This window comes from Arthrobacter sp. 10T419, from assembly GCF_056394105.1.
Map to the genome: position 1 here is coordinate 299,852 of NZ_JBFTHF010000002.1, position 17,652 is coordinate 317,503.

Genomic DNA, 17,652 nt, shown 5'->3' on the forward strand with positions numbered 1-17,652 from the left:
CGAGCGCGTCTCAAGAAACCCTCCTCAGCTGTTCGCGCACAACAGCTGCCAGCCGCTCGGACTCCTCGAACTGCTCGAACAGCTCCTTCGACAGCCTCGCGATTTTCTCCTCGATCGGTTCGCCGTCGTCCTCCACATCGGCCGCGCCGACGTACCGTCCCGGCGTCAGCGCATAATCGGCAGCCTTGATTTCCGCAAGGCTTGCCGAATAGCAGAAGCCGGCCTCGTCGTCGTACGTCAATCCTGACTCGACCGCCGAAGCAGTCCCGCGCCATGCGTGATAGGTGTTGGCAATCTTGGCGATGTCCTCGTCGGACAGCGCGCGTTCGGCCCTGTCCACCATATAGCCGAGGTTCCGGGCGTCGATGAAGAGCACCTGCCCGGTGCGGTCCACGGAGCCGTTCTTGCCGGCGGTCTTGTCCTTGGCCAAGAACCAGGTACAGACGGGGATGCCGGTGCTGCGGAAGAGCTGGGTGGGCAGGGCGACCATGCAGGAGACGAGGTCCGCCTCGACCAGCTGGGCGCGGATCTCGCCCTCGCCGCCGGTGTTGGAGGACATGGAGCCGTTGGCCATGACCACGCCGGCGCTGCCGCCGGGGGCGAGCTTGGAGATGATGTGCTGGATCCAGGCGTAGTTGGCGTTGCCGGCAGGGGGCACGCCGTACTTCCAGCGGGGGTCGGATTCGGAGCGGGCCCAGTCCTTGATGTTGAAGGGCGGGTTGGCCATGATGAAGTCCGCGCCTTTGTTGCCGCTCAGCTCCGGGTGCTGGTCCCGGGCGAAGGTGTCGCCCCAGCGGGAGGCGAGGTTGGCGTTGAGGCCGTGGATGGCGAGGTTCATCTTGGCCATCCGCCAGGTGCGCTCATTGAGCTCCTGGCCGTACACGGAGATGTCCGAGCCCTCCATGTTGTGGGCCGCGAGGAACTTCTCGGCCTGGACGAACATGCCACCGGAGCCGCAGCAGGGATCGTAGACCCGACCGCTGTGCGGTTCGAGGACCTCGACCAGGACGCGGACCACGCCGGCAGGGGTGTAGAACTCGCCGCCGCGCTTGCCCTCGGCCTTGGCGAACTTCTCCAGGAAGTACTCGTACACCTCGCCGAGCAGGTCGCGGGCCTTGCTGGCGCCCTGGCCGGTGAAACGGGCCGAGTTGAACAGGTCCAGCAGTTCGCCGAGGCGGCGCTGGTCCACGTTGTCGCGGTTGTAGATGCGGGGGAGCGTGGCGGCAAGGCTCTTGTTGTCCGCCATGACGAGCTCCATGGCTTCATCGATGAGCTGGCCGATCGACTTACCCTGCTCGCCGTCCATCGCCGGCAGGCCTTTGGCGTTCTCGGCCAGGTAGGTCCAGCGTGCGCGTTCCGACACCCAGAACACGCCGCGGCCGGAGTACTCGTCGACGTCGTCGATCAGCTGGGCGATCTGTTCCTCGTTGAGGCCGTCGGCCTCCAGCTCGGCCTGGATCTGTCCGCGGCGTTCCTCGAAGGCGTCCGAGACGTACTTCAGGAATACCAGGCCCAGGATCACGTCCTTGTACTGGGAGGCATCCATGGAGCCGCGCAGTTTGTCCGCGGCCTTCCAGAGGGTGTCCTTGAGTTCCTTCATGGTGGACGGGGCGAGGTCCACCTTCATCTTCGGGGGCATTAACGGGTTCCTTCGGTCTGTGGTTCGGAGAGCGTAGTGCTGGGGTCTGTCAGGGTGAGGCTTCCGCCCGCTACGCCGTCCGTAATCAGGGTAGCGAGTTCCTCCAGATGTTTGAGGCGTTCGCGGGCCAGCTCCTGCCCGTGTTGCAGCCGGGCGAGGGATTCGACCAGTTTTCTGCGTTGGGCGTCCGGAACACGGCGCAGGCCCCACTGGCGCCATGACTTGTCCGCTGCGGGGAGTTTGTTGATGTCTGCTGCGACGACGTCGGGCAGCAGCCCGCCCGGGTCTCCGGCGTCGATCCGCAACACGCGGGCAGGGAAGACGACGGCGGAGCCACCTTCTGTATCCACCAGTGCGGCGGGCCGCGGGCTGGTACAGAAGACGACGTCGTCGGGCTGGGTGAGCCGGCCGGAAGGATTGTTGGCGGCGAAGTCCAGAAGGCTGAGGTGACGGGACGGTGCGCTGTGCGGGTGGATCAGTTCGGCCGTCCCCAAGACTCGTGTTCCGCTGTTTGGCGTCAGGTCCGCATCCTCGACCCTGTTCCCTTTGATGTATTTGAGGTTGCCGGCGGCGATGAGTTCCTGGACCGAGGTGGGCTGGGCCTTCGTGTTCGGATCAGCTGGGAGCACCGCCGGCGCAACTGACTGTCCGGTTCTGCCGGTCTGCAGCATGCGCACGAGTTCCTCCGCCCGAAGGGCTGCCTCGGTGCCGGAGGGACTCGGAGCCGAGCCGTGGGATGGCACGGCCACCAACGACTTCCTGCTGGCCAGCAGGAGTCTGGTCTGTACCAGCCGGGCGAAGCGGAAGGAATGGGCGCGGACGGTGGCGCGGTCGCCCATCGACGCGACGATGTCGCTGATGAGGTCCTGGCTGACGTCTTCAGCGAGGACGCGGGTGCTGAGATCCGCCACCATGGTCCACCGCTCCGCAATGGGAACTTCAGCGAACGACGGCCCCAGCACCCACAGCGCCTGGGCTTCGCGTGGCTTGGTACGCAGCAGTCCCTGCGGCAGCCGCACGATGGCACGCACCCGGCCGGTGCGCAGCAGTCCGGACCGGAGGCCGGCGGCCGCGGCGGCCAGTGGCACATCGCATAGAGCCCGTGCCGGCGCGACGATGACAGCCCGCTGCCGATCGTCCATCTGCAGGACAAGGTGTTCCACCGCCGAGAGAATCTGCGTCGCGTCCATTCCGGGTTTACCGGGGGAAGGGTACTGCGCCACGTGAACTACAGGTCCATGGACGGCGAACTCGCCACTTGCATCGGCACGGATCTGGCCGCCGTTCACACCGTGCACACGCAGGCGGCGGCGCACCAGGCGGCCTGCGCCGCCGCTGTCGTCGTCCGTCAGAAAGGTGACGGGAGCACCTTCGCCGGCAGCGTTCGCAACGCCTATCAGAAGGTCGCTGCCGCCACGTGTGGGGTCGGCAAACACGGGGTTGTCACCAAGGGCCGCGGCCAGTTCGACGGCCGCAGCGGCAACCAGCCGCACGGCAGATTCGGTGAGGGCGGTATCCGAGTGCTCCCGCAGCCCCGCTCGGAACCTCGCGGCCAGCAGTTGCTCGAAGGCGGCGGCCGCGTTGTAGGCGCTGTCCACCAGCCGGTCCGCGAATGCCGCTGTGGAAGCAAGTGACGCTCCCTGGGCTTCCAGTTCCGAATAAAGGAACGTGTCGTCCGGATCGCACTCGTCTGCGAGGTCCAGCAGTTCATCCGGGGTCAGCTGCCCCACCGCGCTGCCGCTCATTGCCGTGAGTGTCAGTAGGGCGGTGAGGACGTCGAATGTGTTTCCCGGAGCGCCGCCTGCAGCAGTGCCGGGCATCCGGGCGAAGGCGGCGACGTCGTTGGCGGCCTCCGGATTGTTGCCCCGACCGGTCGCGGCCAGCCAGCCGGCAACCTGGTCGGCGTCGAAGAGTTCACGCCCGCCTTCGAGAGCGGTGGGTTCTGGAAACGGGTGGGCAGACTCGGCGCTCCGTTGGCGCCAGATGGAAACGACGGGGCGCTGGACCTGAGCGAGGGCGGCAACGTCCGAGAGGGTCATGCGCAGGGCTTCTGCTTCGTTCACTTTCCGCCTCCTTACGACGTCGACCCCCAGCCTAACTGGGACCGGGGGCAGTTCCTGTGAGGTGCTGATAACAGGGGTTATCAATGTTCTTTAGACACTAATAGGCCCGGCCGCCATACCTTCGTTCTGCAGCTACGAAGGAATCCTCCGGAGCTGCGGCGGCGGCGGCGGGGAACCACGCATTGGGGGATCGGTATCCCGCCGCCGCTCAGCAGCCATCCGCGAACAGAGGAAGAGATCATGTCCAACTTCGAGACCGTGCCGGCACCGGCCGCGCACATCAAAGACGTTATGAACGAAGCAAGGCCCCCCTCCGATGGGGCAGAGCCCTCAACGGTCAGGGTCAAGCCCGGACGGAAGAAGCGGATCTTCACCGCAGTCGCAGTCCTGGCCCTGCTGGCCGGCGCGGCCGCAGTCGGCACCACGTTGCCGGACCCGAAGTCCAGCGAAGCCTATGTTGCGTTGGCTGGGGAGAAGGCGTCCGCGGAGTCTGAGCGCGACGCGGCCAAGTCCAGCTACGAGTCGATGAAAGCGAAGTACGACACCCTGCAGAACGGCATCGCGGACCGCGAAGCCAAGGTTAGTGCCCGGGAGACCGAGGTCGGGAAGGCTGATGCAGCGGTCAAGACTGCCGAAGCCGAGGTCAAGAAGCGCGAAGAGGCAGTAACCCGCGCCGAGAAAACGAAGGCCGCCAACACCATCGGTGATGGCACGTGGACCGTCGGTACGGACATTGAACCGGGAACGTATCGGGCGGCGGCAGACGTGGGCTCCTCGTGCTACTGGGGCATCTATGCCACCGGGAGCAACGGCAGCAACATCATCGACAACGATCTCCCCGGCGGCGGCCGGCCCTCAGTTGCCCTGTCCGGAGGCCAGGACTTCAAGTCCAGCCGCTGCGGTACATGGGAAAAGCAGTAGTAACCCCACTCACTCACACCACTAATCCACCTGTAGAGAGGCACCACATGTCCCACGAGAATTACTCCCAGCCCTTCCCCGCTGCGATGGCAGCACCTGAGCCCCGGCCGTTCTTCAAGAAGAAGCGCTTCCTCATCCCCGTCGGCGTCCTGGTGCTCGGCATCGCCCTGGGCTCCTGCTCCGGCGGCGCCAAACAGGCTGGTGACGTGAGCCCGGTGGCGGTGCCGTCTTCCGCCGCTGCTGGAGCGGCCGTCCCGGTTGCTACTGCTGCTCCGGCGGTCGCCGCTCCGGCGCCGCAACCGACGGTTGCGGCCGGACCCGTCGTCGGGAAACCTTTCAGCGTCAAGATGGGCAACGGCGACATCGCGAGGATCACTATTGTCTCCGCCGTACGAACTGACGCGGTCACGACCACAGCTTTCGCGACGCCCGCCAAAAACGGGAGCTATCTGCTTCTCGATGTGTTGTGGGAGACCGAAGCGGGGAAGACCAGCTCCAACCCTTTCTACTTCTCGGCCAAGGACGCTAATGGGCGCAAAGCCGATTTGAACCTCTTCGCGGACAACCAGCTTGGCTCCGGCGACGTTCTGCCGGGTGACAAGACTCGAGGATTCATTGCCTTCGACATTGCGCCCGGTGCTTCGACCGTGATGATCTCCACCCCGTTGATGCAGGAAGCCGGACGGATCCAGATTCCGGGGTAGGGCGGGGCACGGGGATTCGTTGTCCTCCTGTTATTCAAAACTTGAGGTTGCGACTCACAAACGGGGATCCATGCCGCTACGGTATCCGGGGAACCAACGGCCCGCTGCACGCACTCGCATGCAGTAGGCCGTCCGAAATGCTAGTAGACATAAAGACTAGGACGGCTATGTCAGGCGAAAAGCAAGAGCACCGGTTCATGGAGCGCTACGGTGAAGTGAAGGCATTCATTGAGCAAAACGGGCGTCGCCCAAGGGCAGAGTCTAAGGAAGCGGTCGAAGCAGCCTTGGGGCGGTGGGTTATTTCGCAGCAGACGTTGAGGAACGCCGGAAACCTGGCCGAGAATCGTCTGAAGCTGATCGAGGATCTTGGGGACGCGCTTACTCCGCGGCAGACGTATGTTGACCGGATTACGGAGCTCGCAGAATTCATTCGCTMAAACGGAAGGCGCCCGCTTTACGGGGCCGTAAATACATCCGAACGCAGTCTCGCTGCATGGCTAAATTTTCAAGTTATCGCACGCAATAAGGGAGAACTCTCTGCCGAACGCTTGGAGTTGCTTGAGCCCTTGGTGCCGGCAAGTTCAACGCGAAGAATCCGCCCACTCGCAGAATGGGTTGCGGACCTAGAGGCATTCCACGCCGAGCACGGGCGAATGCCACTGAGCACGCGGGAAGAAGAGCGCGGGCTCGCCCTGTGGCTCATCAACAAGCGAATGTCGTTCAAAGATGGCACCATGCCTCAGGATGACATCAAATTGCTTAGCGCAGTTCCCGGCGCACTGGCGACCAGGAAGAACGCCGATCCTGATGCAATGCTGCTGGAGGCTCAGGAATGGTGCGCCCAACACGGGCACATTCCTCGGGCCAGCTTCGCCGACACCGGTGCGCTCAGTCTGGACGAGGAGAAAGAGCGGACGATTGCGGCTTGGATGCGTAACCACGCTCGCGAAAGCACCCGCGCGTACGAGCCCAGCGAGTACGCCGAGCGCCGGCAGAGCATCCTCGATCTCTACGACAAGTACCCATCGCGAACGGAATTCAACGAGATCGTGGCAAGGGAGAGAGTACGAAAGGTGCTTGAGTGCGCCGACCACGTCCCTTCAAGCACCGAAGACAGCCAGACCCACGGCTGGATCGCGAACGCGCGCCGGCTTCGTGCCGCCGGCACCGAAATGGCGCCGGAAACCCTGGAGGTGCTGGCACTCGCGGATCAACTCAAAGCCCACACCGAGCACAAACGCGATGCTCGACTTGAGCAGTTGAATGAATTCGTCAAGGTCAACGGACGCATGCCCGGCTTCGCGAAGTTGGCGCCGAAGGAAGAAAAAAACCTCGCCTTCTGGGTAAAGCGGCGGCTCGACGGTTCCCGGACAACCGGCGGTGTTGAAGTCAATGAGAAAATCACTGAACTCATAGCCGAGTGCAGCAGAATCGCAGAGGCCGCTAAGACCGTTGAGCCCATCAGAAAGAGGCAGGCCAACCTTGACCGGGAGAACGCGGAGTGCGCAGAGGTTATGGCGGCGTTAACCGAAGCGGGCCACATCCCGGGATCCGCGTCGCCGCTCTATGCGTGGTTGGTCAAACACCGGAAGCTCCGGGCTGCAGGAGCATCAATCTCCAACGAGATCTCGCGAGTGCTTGAGTATGCCGACACCTTGAAGTCGGCGCGCGAAATCCGACACGAACAACGGCTTGTCGACTACACGGAGTTCCTGTCGCGGTTCGGCCGGCTCCCGGCTCCGGGCGGTGAAAAGGCAGAAGCGTCGTTGGCCAATTGGGCCAGCGGGGTCATGCGGGGAGTCGTGAACGCCGGGACCGACGTCGAGGCCTCCCTGCGCCTGCTCCAGGAAAATTCGACGCGGCAGAAGGACGAATCTGAAGGAAGTTCGACCGGCTTGTCCCGCCATTGGGCAGAGATCGTGGATGCCTACGCCAAGGGGGAGCGGATTGCCCACCTTTATGTGGACGCCGGAGCCCCGAAAGAGTTCCTCGGCCACCTCCGAACAGCCGTTACGGTCGAGGACGAACAGCGTCGTGCAGACGCCATCGCGAGTGAAATCCGCTCGTTGCGTCAACTGATTCAGTGCGACGTGGATGGCGGACTCGTCGACGGCGGTCCAGCACCAGATTCGTTGGTCAGATCAATGGTCCTAAAGCACAGGTTTCACTGGTTGCACAGCTTGTCGGCCGACATCTACAAGGAAATCTGCCCCGAAGTAATCCTTAACGTCGACTACCCGATGAGCTGCTATTCCCCCTATCTCGACTATGGCGTGTTCGCGGTTTACGGCATGCTCGAGGGGCTCAGCGCAGACCTGGCTGAACCGCTTTCACCGGCGGAAGCACGCGTCGTGGAGGACCTTGAACGCTTTTTGTCCGGTGCGCCTGCCTCAGCGCGGCGAAGTGCAGTGTGTTTCGTTCTGGGAGCACGGAGGCAGCTAAATGGTGCACCGGATAGGCAGCTCTACGCGCGGGAGTACGATCTGGGCCGGGCCCGGTTCCGAGAACTTCTTGATGAATCCGGCTACCTGGACTGGCCGGTCCCAGCTGAAACTGTGTCCGCTCTGCTCGGCGGAGGGTCGTGGAATGGGGCCCTAACTGCGGTAGGCCTTCCCCCGATCTTGCAGGCACTGAACTGGCAGGGACAGGACTTCATCCGCGCTGCGCTCGACTTTTCAGAAACGGCATCGGAGCTAGACCATTCTCCCGAGACTGGATTCGCATACGACGACTGGGTGAAACAGCAGGTCGTGTGGGGAGTGGAACGACCATCGCTGCTCAGCATGCACGCCGAATTCGGTGTCTTGAGTAACGGACTCAGGCTGGTAGCGGGGAGCACAGACCTCACGCGGGAGGACGCCGCCGTAGACTCCGAGGACGAATGGCACCGAGTCCAACACTTGCTCGCCGAAACTGTGTCCCGAACCCCAGAGGGCGCCTCACTTGAACTCCGGGTCATGGAACAAGGCGACGACCTGGACATTCCACTGTTCGCAACTGCGACGATCACAGAAGACGGAGCCGAATGCTCGTTCCCTTCAAACCTGGTAGTTGAGACGAAGGACTGGCCCCAAGACGTCCGGCGGATGCTCGAACTTGGCTGGGCACCGGTCCGAGATGCCCATGACGTGTGGATCAAGGAGTCCGTCCCGGTTAAGGACGTCGCGTCAACTCTCCTCGAGGGGTTGCGGGAATGCCGCGGCGTCACGGATCCTGTACAACTGACGTGGTCTGTGAAACGCCCTTCCGGGGAGTGCGATCCGAGCGGCCCGTCCGCTGACCAAGGCGAATGGCAGAGCCTGGCCGGGGAAGAGCCCGGGCAAGTGCTTCTGTGGGCCGACGCAGTGGAGTCGCTGGCGGTCGAGTTGCTGTGGCTCAAAGATGACGACTTCCTCAGCGTCGAATACGGGTACGGAACGGGAGAGGACTGTGCACCTTACGCGCAGGCCACTCCGCGTAAATCGGGATTGTCCTTGGAACTCGTTTCTGAGGAATTTCTCTCTGCCGAAGTCTGGCCGCTCAACGCGCATTTTCTCGTTTCAGCAGGATGGGAAGCCCCGACTGGCGAGAACCCGAACTGGCACATCACCGATGTGCCAAGGGAGTCCGCTGCTAAGAAACTCCTGGACGGGCTGCGGATCGGCCGGGAATGCCGGGACGGTCGACTGCTGCGCTGGCATTTAGCAATCTTCCCTCCCGAGGTGGACGCTTCTGACGACTGAAGGAGCGGAAGCAGGACGCCTATACGTACGACGCTCCCGTGGGCGGCCGTAGCGGCGAGGGCGGGTGCATGGCCGTTAGATTCATCGAAATGGGATCATGGGAAAAACTGGCAGTCGACGTCATTTTCCGAATTGTGGAAAGAACGCCCCTCGGGGCTATGCGGCCCGGAAGGGTGCGGTCGGATGACGAGCCTCAACAACAGAGGAGTGCACAATGAAAGCCAACGCATACAGCGCAGAACTGGCCGCGGCCATGGAGGCCAGCTTCGTAAAAAACTACTACACAGGGGAGCACTGCCACAGCCTTGCCGACGCTTACATGGCGTCCTTGCCCGAAAACTCCCTGCCTGAGGACCTTGGGGAGCGCCAGGAGTACGACCGCCTGGTCCGGTGGTCCTTGGAGCCAAGCAACGCGTCGCCGGGAGAAGTCGTCAGGACGTTCAATTACATCCGAGTTAAAGCAGTGCGGGTCGCCATGAAAGTCGCGCAGAGGCGCGGCGAGGTAGGCGAGCACGACTTCCTTCATTAGGTTCGGGCCTGACGTCGCACACCGCACCGGGGCGTCTGAAAGGACTTGCACAATACAAACCCAACTGGGCCACCGAACTTGCGGCATGACAGAACCTCGGCTTACGAGCCCGAAGCATGGCGCAACGTTCAGCGGTTCAGAGCCCGTCAGGCCTGTATTTCGGCGATGAAGAGGAGTTTCCCCATGTAGTTCTGGTCTCCGGCGGGCTCGTAGGTCCAATCGAGGCGTTCGTGACGGTGATCTTCCGCCTGGCCACGCACTCGGCAATAGCGCGCGGATCAGCCTGGGCTGCGACGCCGAGCTTCCGCCTATGGGCCGCTCGCTGCCAGTACGAATTTCAAGGAAGCTCACTCCATAGGCAACAATAGCCAGCCAATGGGTGCGTCCAGCCGAGCTTGAGACGCGATCAGTCCCGATCCTGGCCCCTGCGCAGGGCAGGCGTTGATGAAAGACGCGAGAAGGAGCGTCGGTCGTGTACTGCCCGAGTCGTGCAGCTTGAGGCGCTTTAGTTACCGAGCCGGAACAAAGCTCGGATTCCTTAGATCTCCACTAGGTCTTGTAAACAAAGCCGCGACTGCGTCGAGAATTAGCTTCTAACTGATTACATGGGTGCATGAACATCCATTTACACCAAATGTCCTTGGGTGACTTGCTCGTGCTACGGAGCGGAATCGACGAAGAGATTACAAGCCGCGGCCATGTGCGAACGTCTTCATCACTTGCTGGCGAGCTTATTGAGCGGACCGTCGCCGTGGCATACAACGGGCGGCTGGCGCCGGTTGGGACGAAATCCGTGGATGTGATTACTAGTGACGACCGGGGGCTCCAGGTCAAGATGAGATCGCTTCCGAAAGGAGACCTCAGGCACTGGGCCTTCAAGGACTTTGAATTTGATGCTGCCATCGTTGTGGCCATAGATCGGGCGACTTGGATGATTGATTGGGCGCGCGAGCTATCCAGGGATGAAGCAGAGTCAATAGCTAAACCCCACAGCCAAGGATGGCGGATACGGATGGCCGCGGCTCGAACTTCCGGCCTAGATGTGACAGGCAAGCTCCAAACTGCATTCCAGGAACTTACCTAGTCCGCAGGTCACGTGCCGGTCGCGATCGAGCAGCGGGTGTCCCTGACCCGCCCACCTATCCGGGTCAGTGTGCCAATAGGCTGATCTTTTGGGGCGGGGAACCAAAGCTTCCCTGTGGGCGCCTACCGGCTCAGGCGGTCCTGGTTGACCCCAAAGTGTGGCCACGGTGTTGTTCCCGAGGACGTTGACGGGCCGTTGCGTCGTTTGCGCCAGGACTGTAACCGGGAGAGTCCTTTTCAAGCCACTCAAGTCGATAGCCCTGCCGGTTTTGCGACCGCTGAGCAGTAGTCCAACAAACCGCGGAATCACGCTGGTCCGTATCTGGCGATTCTCGCCGGGAGCTAGCCTGCCGCACCGACCACTACGCGCTGAACTAGGTGCCAATCAGAGCTTTCAACGCAAGCCCAGGGCTCGGTGTTATCCGCCCCCTTCGGGGCGCCTGCCGTTAAACCATAGGAGGCACGCCGCGCAGAACGCCGGGGGCTCGTGAGCTGCGGTGAGGGGGACCGGAAATCCGTAGTCGTTCAGGCGCTGCGGTTCTGTGTTATAGAGCTTCCTGGTGTCCGTTTTGCAGAAATACTCGCCGCCCCACTGGTGGATGTCGTGTACGGGGTATTTTTGAAGAGTCAGGTGGCCTAACTCTTCAATTATGCGTTCCAGATGCGCAGCATTGGCGCCAGTCCTTTGCGCAATGTTGAAGGTCAGCTTTCCGGACTTAGGTGATGAGCGCCTCAAAAGAACGTGAGTCTCGCCATAGGAAGTGGCCACTGCGGCGCTTTCCACGATTCCAAGGATGACGTGAGGTTCTCCGTCAGAAATTCGCCAACCTGACGATGCTTCCCTGTAATGACCGCCGGAAAACAATCTGAGGACCTCAAGACCCGTCATCGGGGAATCACGGGGGGCCAGTGCCGCAGGAATCTTCCAAGATTTGAACACCTGAGAAGCATTAATGTGGATTACGACCAAGCTAAACCCGTCAAGATCGAACACCAACGACGGTATCTCGTCAATCTCGAAATAGGTTCCAGGCCCCCTTCGCCCCTCCGCTGATTTCCGCGCCGACATTACGGTACTGAAAGCGGGTGCGGTAGTCGTGTATCGATTAAGCATTTTGCTGTTCCAGGCGTTCCGCCTGGCGGTAAGCAGATGGACATCTGATCTGCGGACGTAGGCCACAGGAGTGTCCAATAAATGCAGGTCTCGGAGGAGCGACACGGGCTTGATCAGCATGGCCTAGCCCTTCGTGAGAAGCAACGTCGAGGTCAGTGCCGCTAGGCCCGCATGGGGCGACTCCGTGAGACGAGACAGAAGGTTCCTAGGTTTATCGCGGCAAACTGCGCGCAAGGCAACGAAATTGCGTCGCAAGGGCTGTGCACCCGTCGGCAGCTTGTTCTGGCCGGCCAAGATCCTCAGCTTGTGCAATACATCCGTTAGCGCACCAAGCTGAGGGGTCGAGGCAGCAGGCCTCACCGCAGCCGAACCGTAGGTAGCTTCTGGCATGATTGTTCCCCCCAATTTCAAAATTCCGTCCCTGAAGTTTACGGCCTGTCCTCCTTGTTCCGACACTTGTTCCGTCTTAGGACTGGAACTATAAGCGGGTCCTGGTGCCCAGGCTTAGGGCACCTGAAGGTCAATCATTCGCCTCCCGGTCCCGAGCACGGTTCGTTCCACGGCGGCTGCTATATCGACGATCGGGAGGTGAGCTTTCTGGTAGCTCTTCAGCTTTGCCAGTTCATCTTTGGTATAGGTCTACCCGTGCCGCGAAGCAGAGCTCCCATAGAACACGCGCTGTAGATCGACACGCGAAGCACTGTGTAGGGCAGCTAGTCGCTTAGAGTCTCAATGACGGGCTGCTGGTTGGTCGCCCAATCTGCGAGAGGGGTGTCGTGTGGCTATTGAACGCGAGAAGGGCGTCAGAGTCGTCACCGTTGGTGAGCTATTAGATGAAGGACTAACGATCCCGTCCTATCAAAGGCCCTATAGCTGGGAACCTGCCACCGCGCTCCAACTTTTCGACGACATCCGTGAGGCATTCAGGGCAGAAAACGCTGCGCCGAACGCTTTGCCAAATGCGGACCAGACCCAATGGCCTTCGTATGTGCTCGGCGCCGTTATCCTCCATCGGGACAACGAGAATGTTCAGATCCACGTCGTCGACGGCCAGCAGCGTCTCTTGACCCTGACAATACTGCTGGATCTACTTGATGAGCCGAGCGAAGGCGACACCGAGGTCCTGCCGATCGAGCAGGAGGACCCAGCCGCTCGTGTAGTTCGGGTCCGTAGGGAGTTGGCCCGTCGTGTCAGACACCTGGAGGAGCCAGCTAAGGCTTTCGCTGGCTTCATCCGTAGAAACTGCGAGATCATCCGTGTGGAGACGGATGACGCGGACGAGGCTTTTCGGGTTTTCGATTCGCAGAACTATCGGGGCAAGCCCCTGCTGCCACACGATTTGCTGAAGGCATACCACCTGCGCGAGATGAGCGGCGAGTCTGACGCTATGCGAGAAGCCCTCGTCGAGGGTTGGCAGAATGTCCCGGACGCGGAGCTCGACCGGCTCTTCTCAACGTACCTTTGGCGTATCAAGCGGTGGACGCGTGGACTTTCCGCACCGACCTTTGCCGTGCGGCACATCGACTCCTTTAAGGGCTTGACACCCAAATCGGCAAGCACGCCCGCCGCGCGCTACCACCTTGCTGCTCAAACCGCCGTGCCTATGCTCGCGGCCTGGGGTGAGCACTCCGATGAAGCGAACCGGATGGCCAAACGAACGCGCTTCCAAATCGACGCACCCGTGGTCGCAGGACGGTCCTTCTTCGAGATGGTTACGTTCATGTTGGCGGAATTACGAAGACTCCGCGATGAGGGCTTCGATGAACAGGACGGGAACGAGGGCAAGGAAATGTCTTGGGGCCACTTCGCCTCCACGGACGACGACTTTCGCGAGCTTCCATCGCGGGCAAGATACCGATACGTTTCTGAGCTGTACCTCGCAGCACTGCTCTACTACACAAACAGATTCGGCGACGTTGAGATTCGCGAGGCAAAGAGCCGGTTGTTCAGGTGGGCCTACACCCTCCGGACGAGGTATCAGCGGCTTCAGCTAGTCACCGTGAACAACTACGCCAGCTCGTTAGACCACGGTCAATCGGCTTTCGTTCTTCTTCGGAGCGCGGAGACCGCGACCGAACTTCGGCGGTTACGCGTCGAGGTCAAAGGACGAGACGACACCCCAAAGCATGAGCAGGATTTGATGCGCCTCTTGGATAGGTTGGCCGGTTGATGATCGAAAACTTAGCAGCGAATTTGTATACGGTCGGCGAGCTCTTTGATGAGGTGAAAACGCACTACGAAATCCCAATTTATCAGCGCAACTACGCCTGGGGCGTTGAGCAGATCGAGCAACTCATCGACGACGTGTGGGCGGCAGCACAGGCGGAAGCTGACGATTACTTCCTAGGTAACTTGATAGTGGCCCGGAAGCCTCCCGGGCTCAGGAGGGATGGTGTGACCTTCGAGGTCGTCGATGGTCAGCAACGACTGACAACCCTGTTGATGCTATTGACGCACCTCGGAGTCGCTCCGATGGCGCAACTCACGTATCAATCACGGAGGAACGCGACCCAAGCGCTGACGCGCCTCACGACTTCGGACGATGACGAAGGTGCCGGCATCCACCTGGGCTTTCAGGTGATCAAGTCGCGCATGGCGAAGTTCAAGACCCACGAAGAACGAGACACTTTTCAGAGATTCCTAGAGGATAACGTGCAGCTCGTGCGAGCGATCCTCCCTGTACAGACCGACTTGAATAAGTACTTCGAGATCATGAACACCCGTGGCCAGCAGCTGGAGCAGGTCGACATTATCAAGGCGCGACTAATGAGTTACCTGCGCAACGAGGCGGGGGAGGTCGAGGACGATAGGGCTTGCCTCGCTTGGGTCTGGGACGCCTGCGCTGAGATGAACTCGTACATCCAGATGGCGCTGACTCCAAGCAACACGGACTTGCGAGACGAAATTTTTAGTCCGAGATGGGACCGCCTTGAGGTTTCGACATTCGATGACCTGATCCTCAAAAGGCCGCAGGGTCACGCCCGGAGTGGCGTGAGCCGGAGTGCCGGCGTGAGCATGGGCGAAGCGCTCCAGCTCTACGCCAGAACCCCTGCGGAGCCAACCGAGGAAGACTCCGGAAGTCGCCGGTTCGAGTCGCCCATCAAGTTCCCGACTCTGCTCCTTCACGCGCTAAAGGTTCTGCGGGAAACGGACGGCGAGGACGACGTCGATGGCCACCTCGACGACGGCAAGTTGATCAAGCTTTTCGAAAGCGATTTCAAACCTCTTTCCGAGACTCAGCGGTCGGACCGGGTCAAGCGGTTCGTCGAGGTCCTTCTGCGATGCAAGTTCGTGCTGGACAATTACGTTCTCAAGCGTGAGTTCACGGCATCCAACGCTGACGACGGCGCGTGGTCTCTTAAACGCCTGACCCGGGGAGAGTCAGCGTCTCAACGAGGCAAACGCACTACGGTCAATGCGCGCTTTCCCAACGCCTTCTCGCCCGACAGGGCGGAGTGGGAAGACACCCCCGTTGACGATGCAACACGCGACGTGCTGCTGCTCCAATCAATGTTCCGAGTCACTTACACCTCTCCGCGGACAATGCACTGGATCACGAGAATCCTACGCGAACCGATCATCGGCTTGACGCAGCAGGACGCGGCTCAATCGATCCTCGCCGTCTTGAGGACACACGCGCGCCAGAAGGTGCAGCAGGCATTTTTTGTCGGGTCCCAACCAGCCGGATTCAATATTGAGCGGATCGTGTTCACCTACCTTGACTACCTCTTGGCAACGGAGGGTGCCGGTCCCGCCTCCCCGGCCGACCCCAACTTCACTTTCGTGTACCGGAACTCCGTGGAGCACTTCTTCCCTCAGTACGCCAACCGAGACGATGACGGCTGGGAACTAGTGACGCCTGATGATAAGGAGCTCCACATGTTCGGAAACCTCGCGCTAGTCAGTGTCAGCACGAACTCCAAATTCAGCAACAACCTGCCCCCCTACAAGGCGAACAAGACAGAGATGGTCAGGCAGAGCACCAAACTTCGACTCATGTCAGACTTGGTCAAGAGCGGAACCACATGGGACAAGATGGCAATTCGCCAGCACGACCGGGCAATGGTGAACGTGCTCCGAGAGGATCTACGTGAGGCTGGCTACGATGTTGACATCCATTCTGCGGGGATCCTGGACGAGGCCGTCCGAGCCGATTGACCCGGTTCGGGTCTCGCAGTCGCAGGAGGCTCCATAACAGCGGCGGCACGAAGTGGGCTGCCAGGTGGTGACCCAACATCACCTCTTGATTTCGCCAACTAGGTTAGTCAGCCAACATCGGCAGTAGTCCACTAAAATCGCGGAACCATGGGGGTCCGCATTTGGCGCTTTCCGCCAAATAAACTTGGGTTTCACATCTGTCTTCTCTTTGGACCGACTAAAAAGCCCCGCGTGCAGTCGCATGCGGGGCTTTTTGGTGCGTGCGTGGACGGCAAGCTCTGTCCGCGGGTGGGGGACCCGGCCTTGCCGCCGCAAGAATCGAGGCCGAGTTCGGAGCGCAGGCAGCCGTCCTGGTACTCCAGGTGTTGACGGAAGCACTACTCTCGGAATTCATCAATATGGACGTCCACGCGGCGCCGTACCGAAGCCTTGACGCCGACAGCGACGACCTCCACATGGCGATTCAGGCAATGCATGCCGAACTTGTCCCTCGCGTCGCCGAGAATGCGGAGAATCGTCGGACGTGCGAGGCCTTCGAAATGATTATCGCCGGCGCATTCAGCCAAGCCGGCGTCTGAATCACGACGACCCGATCTCAACAGCAGTTCTTGGCCCGCACACCGGGTAGTCGTTCAACGCAGGGCAAAAGATGAGCGGCTTGAGTTGAATTCGTTACGCTTCACGTCCTCTAATTGATGGAAGGAATATTGGATCCCCACGGGTTGCCGCGGGGTTTTTGTTTTAAGTATTTTGGGGGAGTTCGCTAGGGCAGATTGTGCCGTTTGCGCAGACCAGGAAGTTGTTGTTCAAAGGACGGTCCAGTGGGCGGTCCTTTTGTTTTTAACCCGTCGTTCGAAGGTTCATCATCTATCCGGCGTCCGCGACGCCTCACAAACCCTGGGAGGGGAATCATGACAGCACATCCCTACACGCCTTTTGTCCAGTGGGCTGCCTTTAGCTACTTCAGGGGCTCGTGGCCCGATCTGGATATACCCAAGCCCACCATGGCGTGGATCCGATCCTTCGGTGTGACGGCCGCCCGCATTGACAGGTTCCTGAAGCTGGGACATTCGGGCGATGACACACTGCCGAATTCACTCGTCCTGGACATCATCGAGCTAGAAAATTCGCCCCTGAGCAAAGCTCTAGACGACGACTGCCTCAACGGCCTGCTCCGTACGTGGGCCGCAATGGCCGATGTTTACGGTCGAGTCACCACGCCATCAGAACTCGAAGTGAACCGGCTTGAACTCCTGGCCGACTGGGGCAACGCCCTCGTGGCGTTGCCAGGATCCGGATTCCCGGGGGGAACTGTCATGGTTACCCGATACGTGGACGAACGTCGTCGCCTTGACCTCAGCCAGCTTCGGAAAGACAAGACCGACTTCAAGTATGTGGGTCTTGTGTTTGAGTTGCTGAAACTTCAGGAGCAACTCGTATGGCCACTAACGTCGGTCGCTAGCCCTCCTCAGCAACAGGCAGGTACGCTGGCCGCCGGGGCATGGAAAGCACCTTCCGGCGCTGCTCGAAACCAATGCACGTGGAATTCCGTCTACGAAGATGATCGACTGCCTTGCTTGCCAACGAGCGGCAGGCGATGGACTGAGCCTTCAGCCAACCTCGCGTATGAGCTCTATGGAAACTGGAGGGAAGACTGGAGAAACACGCTGCCGTGACTGTCGCCTCCCTCCCAGAGAAGCCGCCTGGCCGAAGGTCCTC

Annotated in this window: 12 protein-coding genes; 9 read left to right on the forward strand and 3 right to left on the reverse strand. The window is 60.8% G+C overall.

Going from position 1 to position 17,652, the window contains the following annotated elements:
* Positions 1-10: 10 nt before the first annotated feature.
* Complete coding sequence (locus AC1DBD_RS05010; protein WP_476981547.1) at positions 11-1,639, reverse strand: class I SAM-dependent DNA methyltransferase; 1,629 nt, start codon at positions 1,637-1,639, stop codon at positions 11-13.
* Positions 1,639-3,702: a hypothetical protein gene (locus AC1DBD_RS05015; protein ID WP_476981548.1), complete on the reverse strand. Its 2,064-nt coding sequence runs from the start codon at positions 3,700-3,702 to the stop codon at positions 1,639-1,641. The genes AC1DBD_RS05010 and AC1DBD_RS05015 overlap by 1 nt, the downstream gene beginning before the upstream one ends.
* 240 nt (positions 3,703-3,942) lie before the next feature.
* Between AC1DBD_RS05015 and AC1DBD_RS05020 the strand changes: the two genes are divergently transcribed.
* The 5 genes from AC1DBD_RS05020 to AC1DBD_RS05040 all read left to right on the forward strand — a co-directional run bounded on the left by AC1DBD_RS05020 (position 3,943) and on the right by AC1DBD_RS05040 (position 10,662).
* On the forward strand, positions 3,943-4,623 hold the full coding sequence (locus AC1DBD_RS05020; RefSeq protein WP_476981549.1) for a hypothetical protein: 681 nt from the start codon (positions 3,943-3,945) through the stop codon (positions 4,621-4,623).
* A 47-nt stretch (positions 4,624-4,670) separates the two neighbouring features.
* The gene (locus tag AC1DBD_RS05025; RefSeq protein ID WP_476981550.1) at positions 4,671-5,327 is read left to right on the forward strand and encodes a DUF4352 domain-containing protein; all 657 of its coding nucleotides are present in this window, start codon (positions 4,671-4,673) and stop codon (positions 5,325-5,327) included.
* A 167-nt stretch (positions 5,328-5,494) separates the two neighbouring features.
* Positions 5,495-9,049 (forward strand): helicase associated domain-containing protein, encoded by a 3,555-nt coding sequence (locus tag AC1DBD_RS05030; protein ID WP_476981551.1) that lies wholly within the window; start codon positions 5,495-5,497, stop codon positions 9,047-9,049.
* Positions 9,050-9,263: 214 nt separating this feature from the next.
* Positions 9,264-9,578 carry a hypothetical protein gene (locus tag AC1DBD_RS05035; protein ID WP_476981552.1) on the forward strand — a complete coding sequence of 105 codons (315 nt, stop codon included), beginning with the start codon at positions 9,264-9,266 and terminating at the stop codon, positions 9,576-9,578.
* Positions 9,579-10,191: 613 nt separating this feature from the next.
* Complete coding sequence (locus AC1DBD_RS05040) at positions 10,192-10,662, forward strand: hypothetical protein (protein WP_476981553.1); 471 nt, start codon at positions 10,192-10,194, stop codon at positions 10,660-10,662.
* 417 nt (positions 10,663-11,079) lie between these two features.
* Here the strand turns inward: AC1DBD_RS05040 and AC1DBD_RS05045 are convergent, their stop codons facing one another.
* Positions 11,080-11,895, reverse strand: coding sequence for a hypothetical protein (locus AC1DBD_RS05045; RefSeq protein ID WP_476981554.1), 816 nt, complete (start codon positions 11,893-11,895; stop codon positions 11,080-11,082).
* A gap of 658 nt (positions 11,896-12,553) precedes the next feature.
* Here AC1DBD_RS05045 and AC1DBD_RS05050 point away from each other — a divergent pair.
* From AC1DBD_RS05050 to AC1DBD_RS05065, 4 genes are all read left to right on the forward strand, one after another.
* Positions 12,554-13,945, forward strand: a complete 1,392-nt coding sequence (locus tag AC1DBD_RS05050; protein ID WP_476981555.1) for a DUF262 domain-containing protein — start codon at positions 12,554-12,556, stop codon at positions 13,943-13,945.
* A complete protein-coding gene (locus AC1DBD_RS05055) occupies positions 13,945-15,933 on the forward strand; it encodes a DUF262 domain-containing protein (RefSeq protein ID WP_476981653.1) in 1,989 nt (662 codons plus the stop codon). Before AC1DBD_RS05050 ends, AC1DBD_RS05055 begins: the two co-directional genes overlap by 1 nt.
* Before the next feature lie 362 nt (positions 15,934-16,295).
* Positions 16,296-16,511 carry a hypothetical protein gene (locus AC1DBD_RS05060; protein ID WP_476981556.1) on the forward strand — a complete coding sequence of 72 codons (216 nt, stop codon included), beginning with the start codon at positions 16,296-16,298 and terminating at the stop codon, positions 16,509-16,511.
* A 333-nt stretch (positions 16,512-16,844) separates the two neighbouring features.
* Entirely contained in the window at positions 16,845-17,609 is a 765-nt protein-coding gene (locus AC1DBD_RS05065; RefSeq protein WP_476981557.1) for a hypothetical protein, read from the forward strand.
* The last annotated feature ends 43 nt before the right edge of the window (positions 17,610-17,652 follow it).

Bases quoted from the DNA above. Each gene is read 5' to 3' on its own strand.
- AC1DBD_RS05010 (WP_476981547.1), bottom strand. From the start codon at position 1,639: ATGCCCCCGAAGATGAAGGTGGACCTCGCCCCGTCCACCATGAAGGAA.
- AC1DBD_RS05055 (WP_476981653.1), top strand. From the start codon at position 13,945: ATGATCGAAAACTTAGCAGCGAATTTGTATACGGTCGGCGAGCTCTTT.
- AC1DBD_RS05025 (WP_476981550.1), top strand. From the start codon at position 4,671: ATGTCCCACGAGAATTACTCCCAGCCCTTCCCCGCTGCGATGGCAGCA.
- AC1DBD_RS05065 (WP_476981557.1), top strand. From the start codon at position 16,845: ATGACAGCACATCCCTACACGCCTTTTGTCCAGTGGGCTGCCTTTAGC.
- AC1DBD_RS05020 (WP_476981549.1), top strand. From the start codon at position 3,943: ATGTCCAACTTCGAGACCGTGCCGGCACCGGCCGCGCACATCAAAGAC.
- AC1DBD_RS05035 (WP_476981552.1), top strand. From the start codon at position 9,264: ATGAAAGCCAACGCATACAGCGCAGAACTGGCCGCGGCCATGGAGGCC.
- AC1DBD_RS05045 (WP_476981554.1), bottom strand. From the start codon at position 11,895: ATGCTGATCAAGCCCGTGTCGCTCCTCCGAGACCTGCATTTATTGGAC.
- AC1DBD_RS05040 (WP_476981553.1), top strand. From the start codon at position 10,192: ATGAACATCCATTTACACCAAATGTCCTTGGGTGACTTGCTCGTGCTA.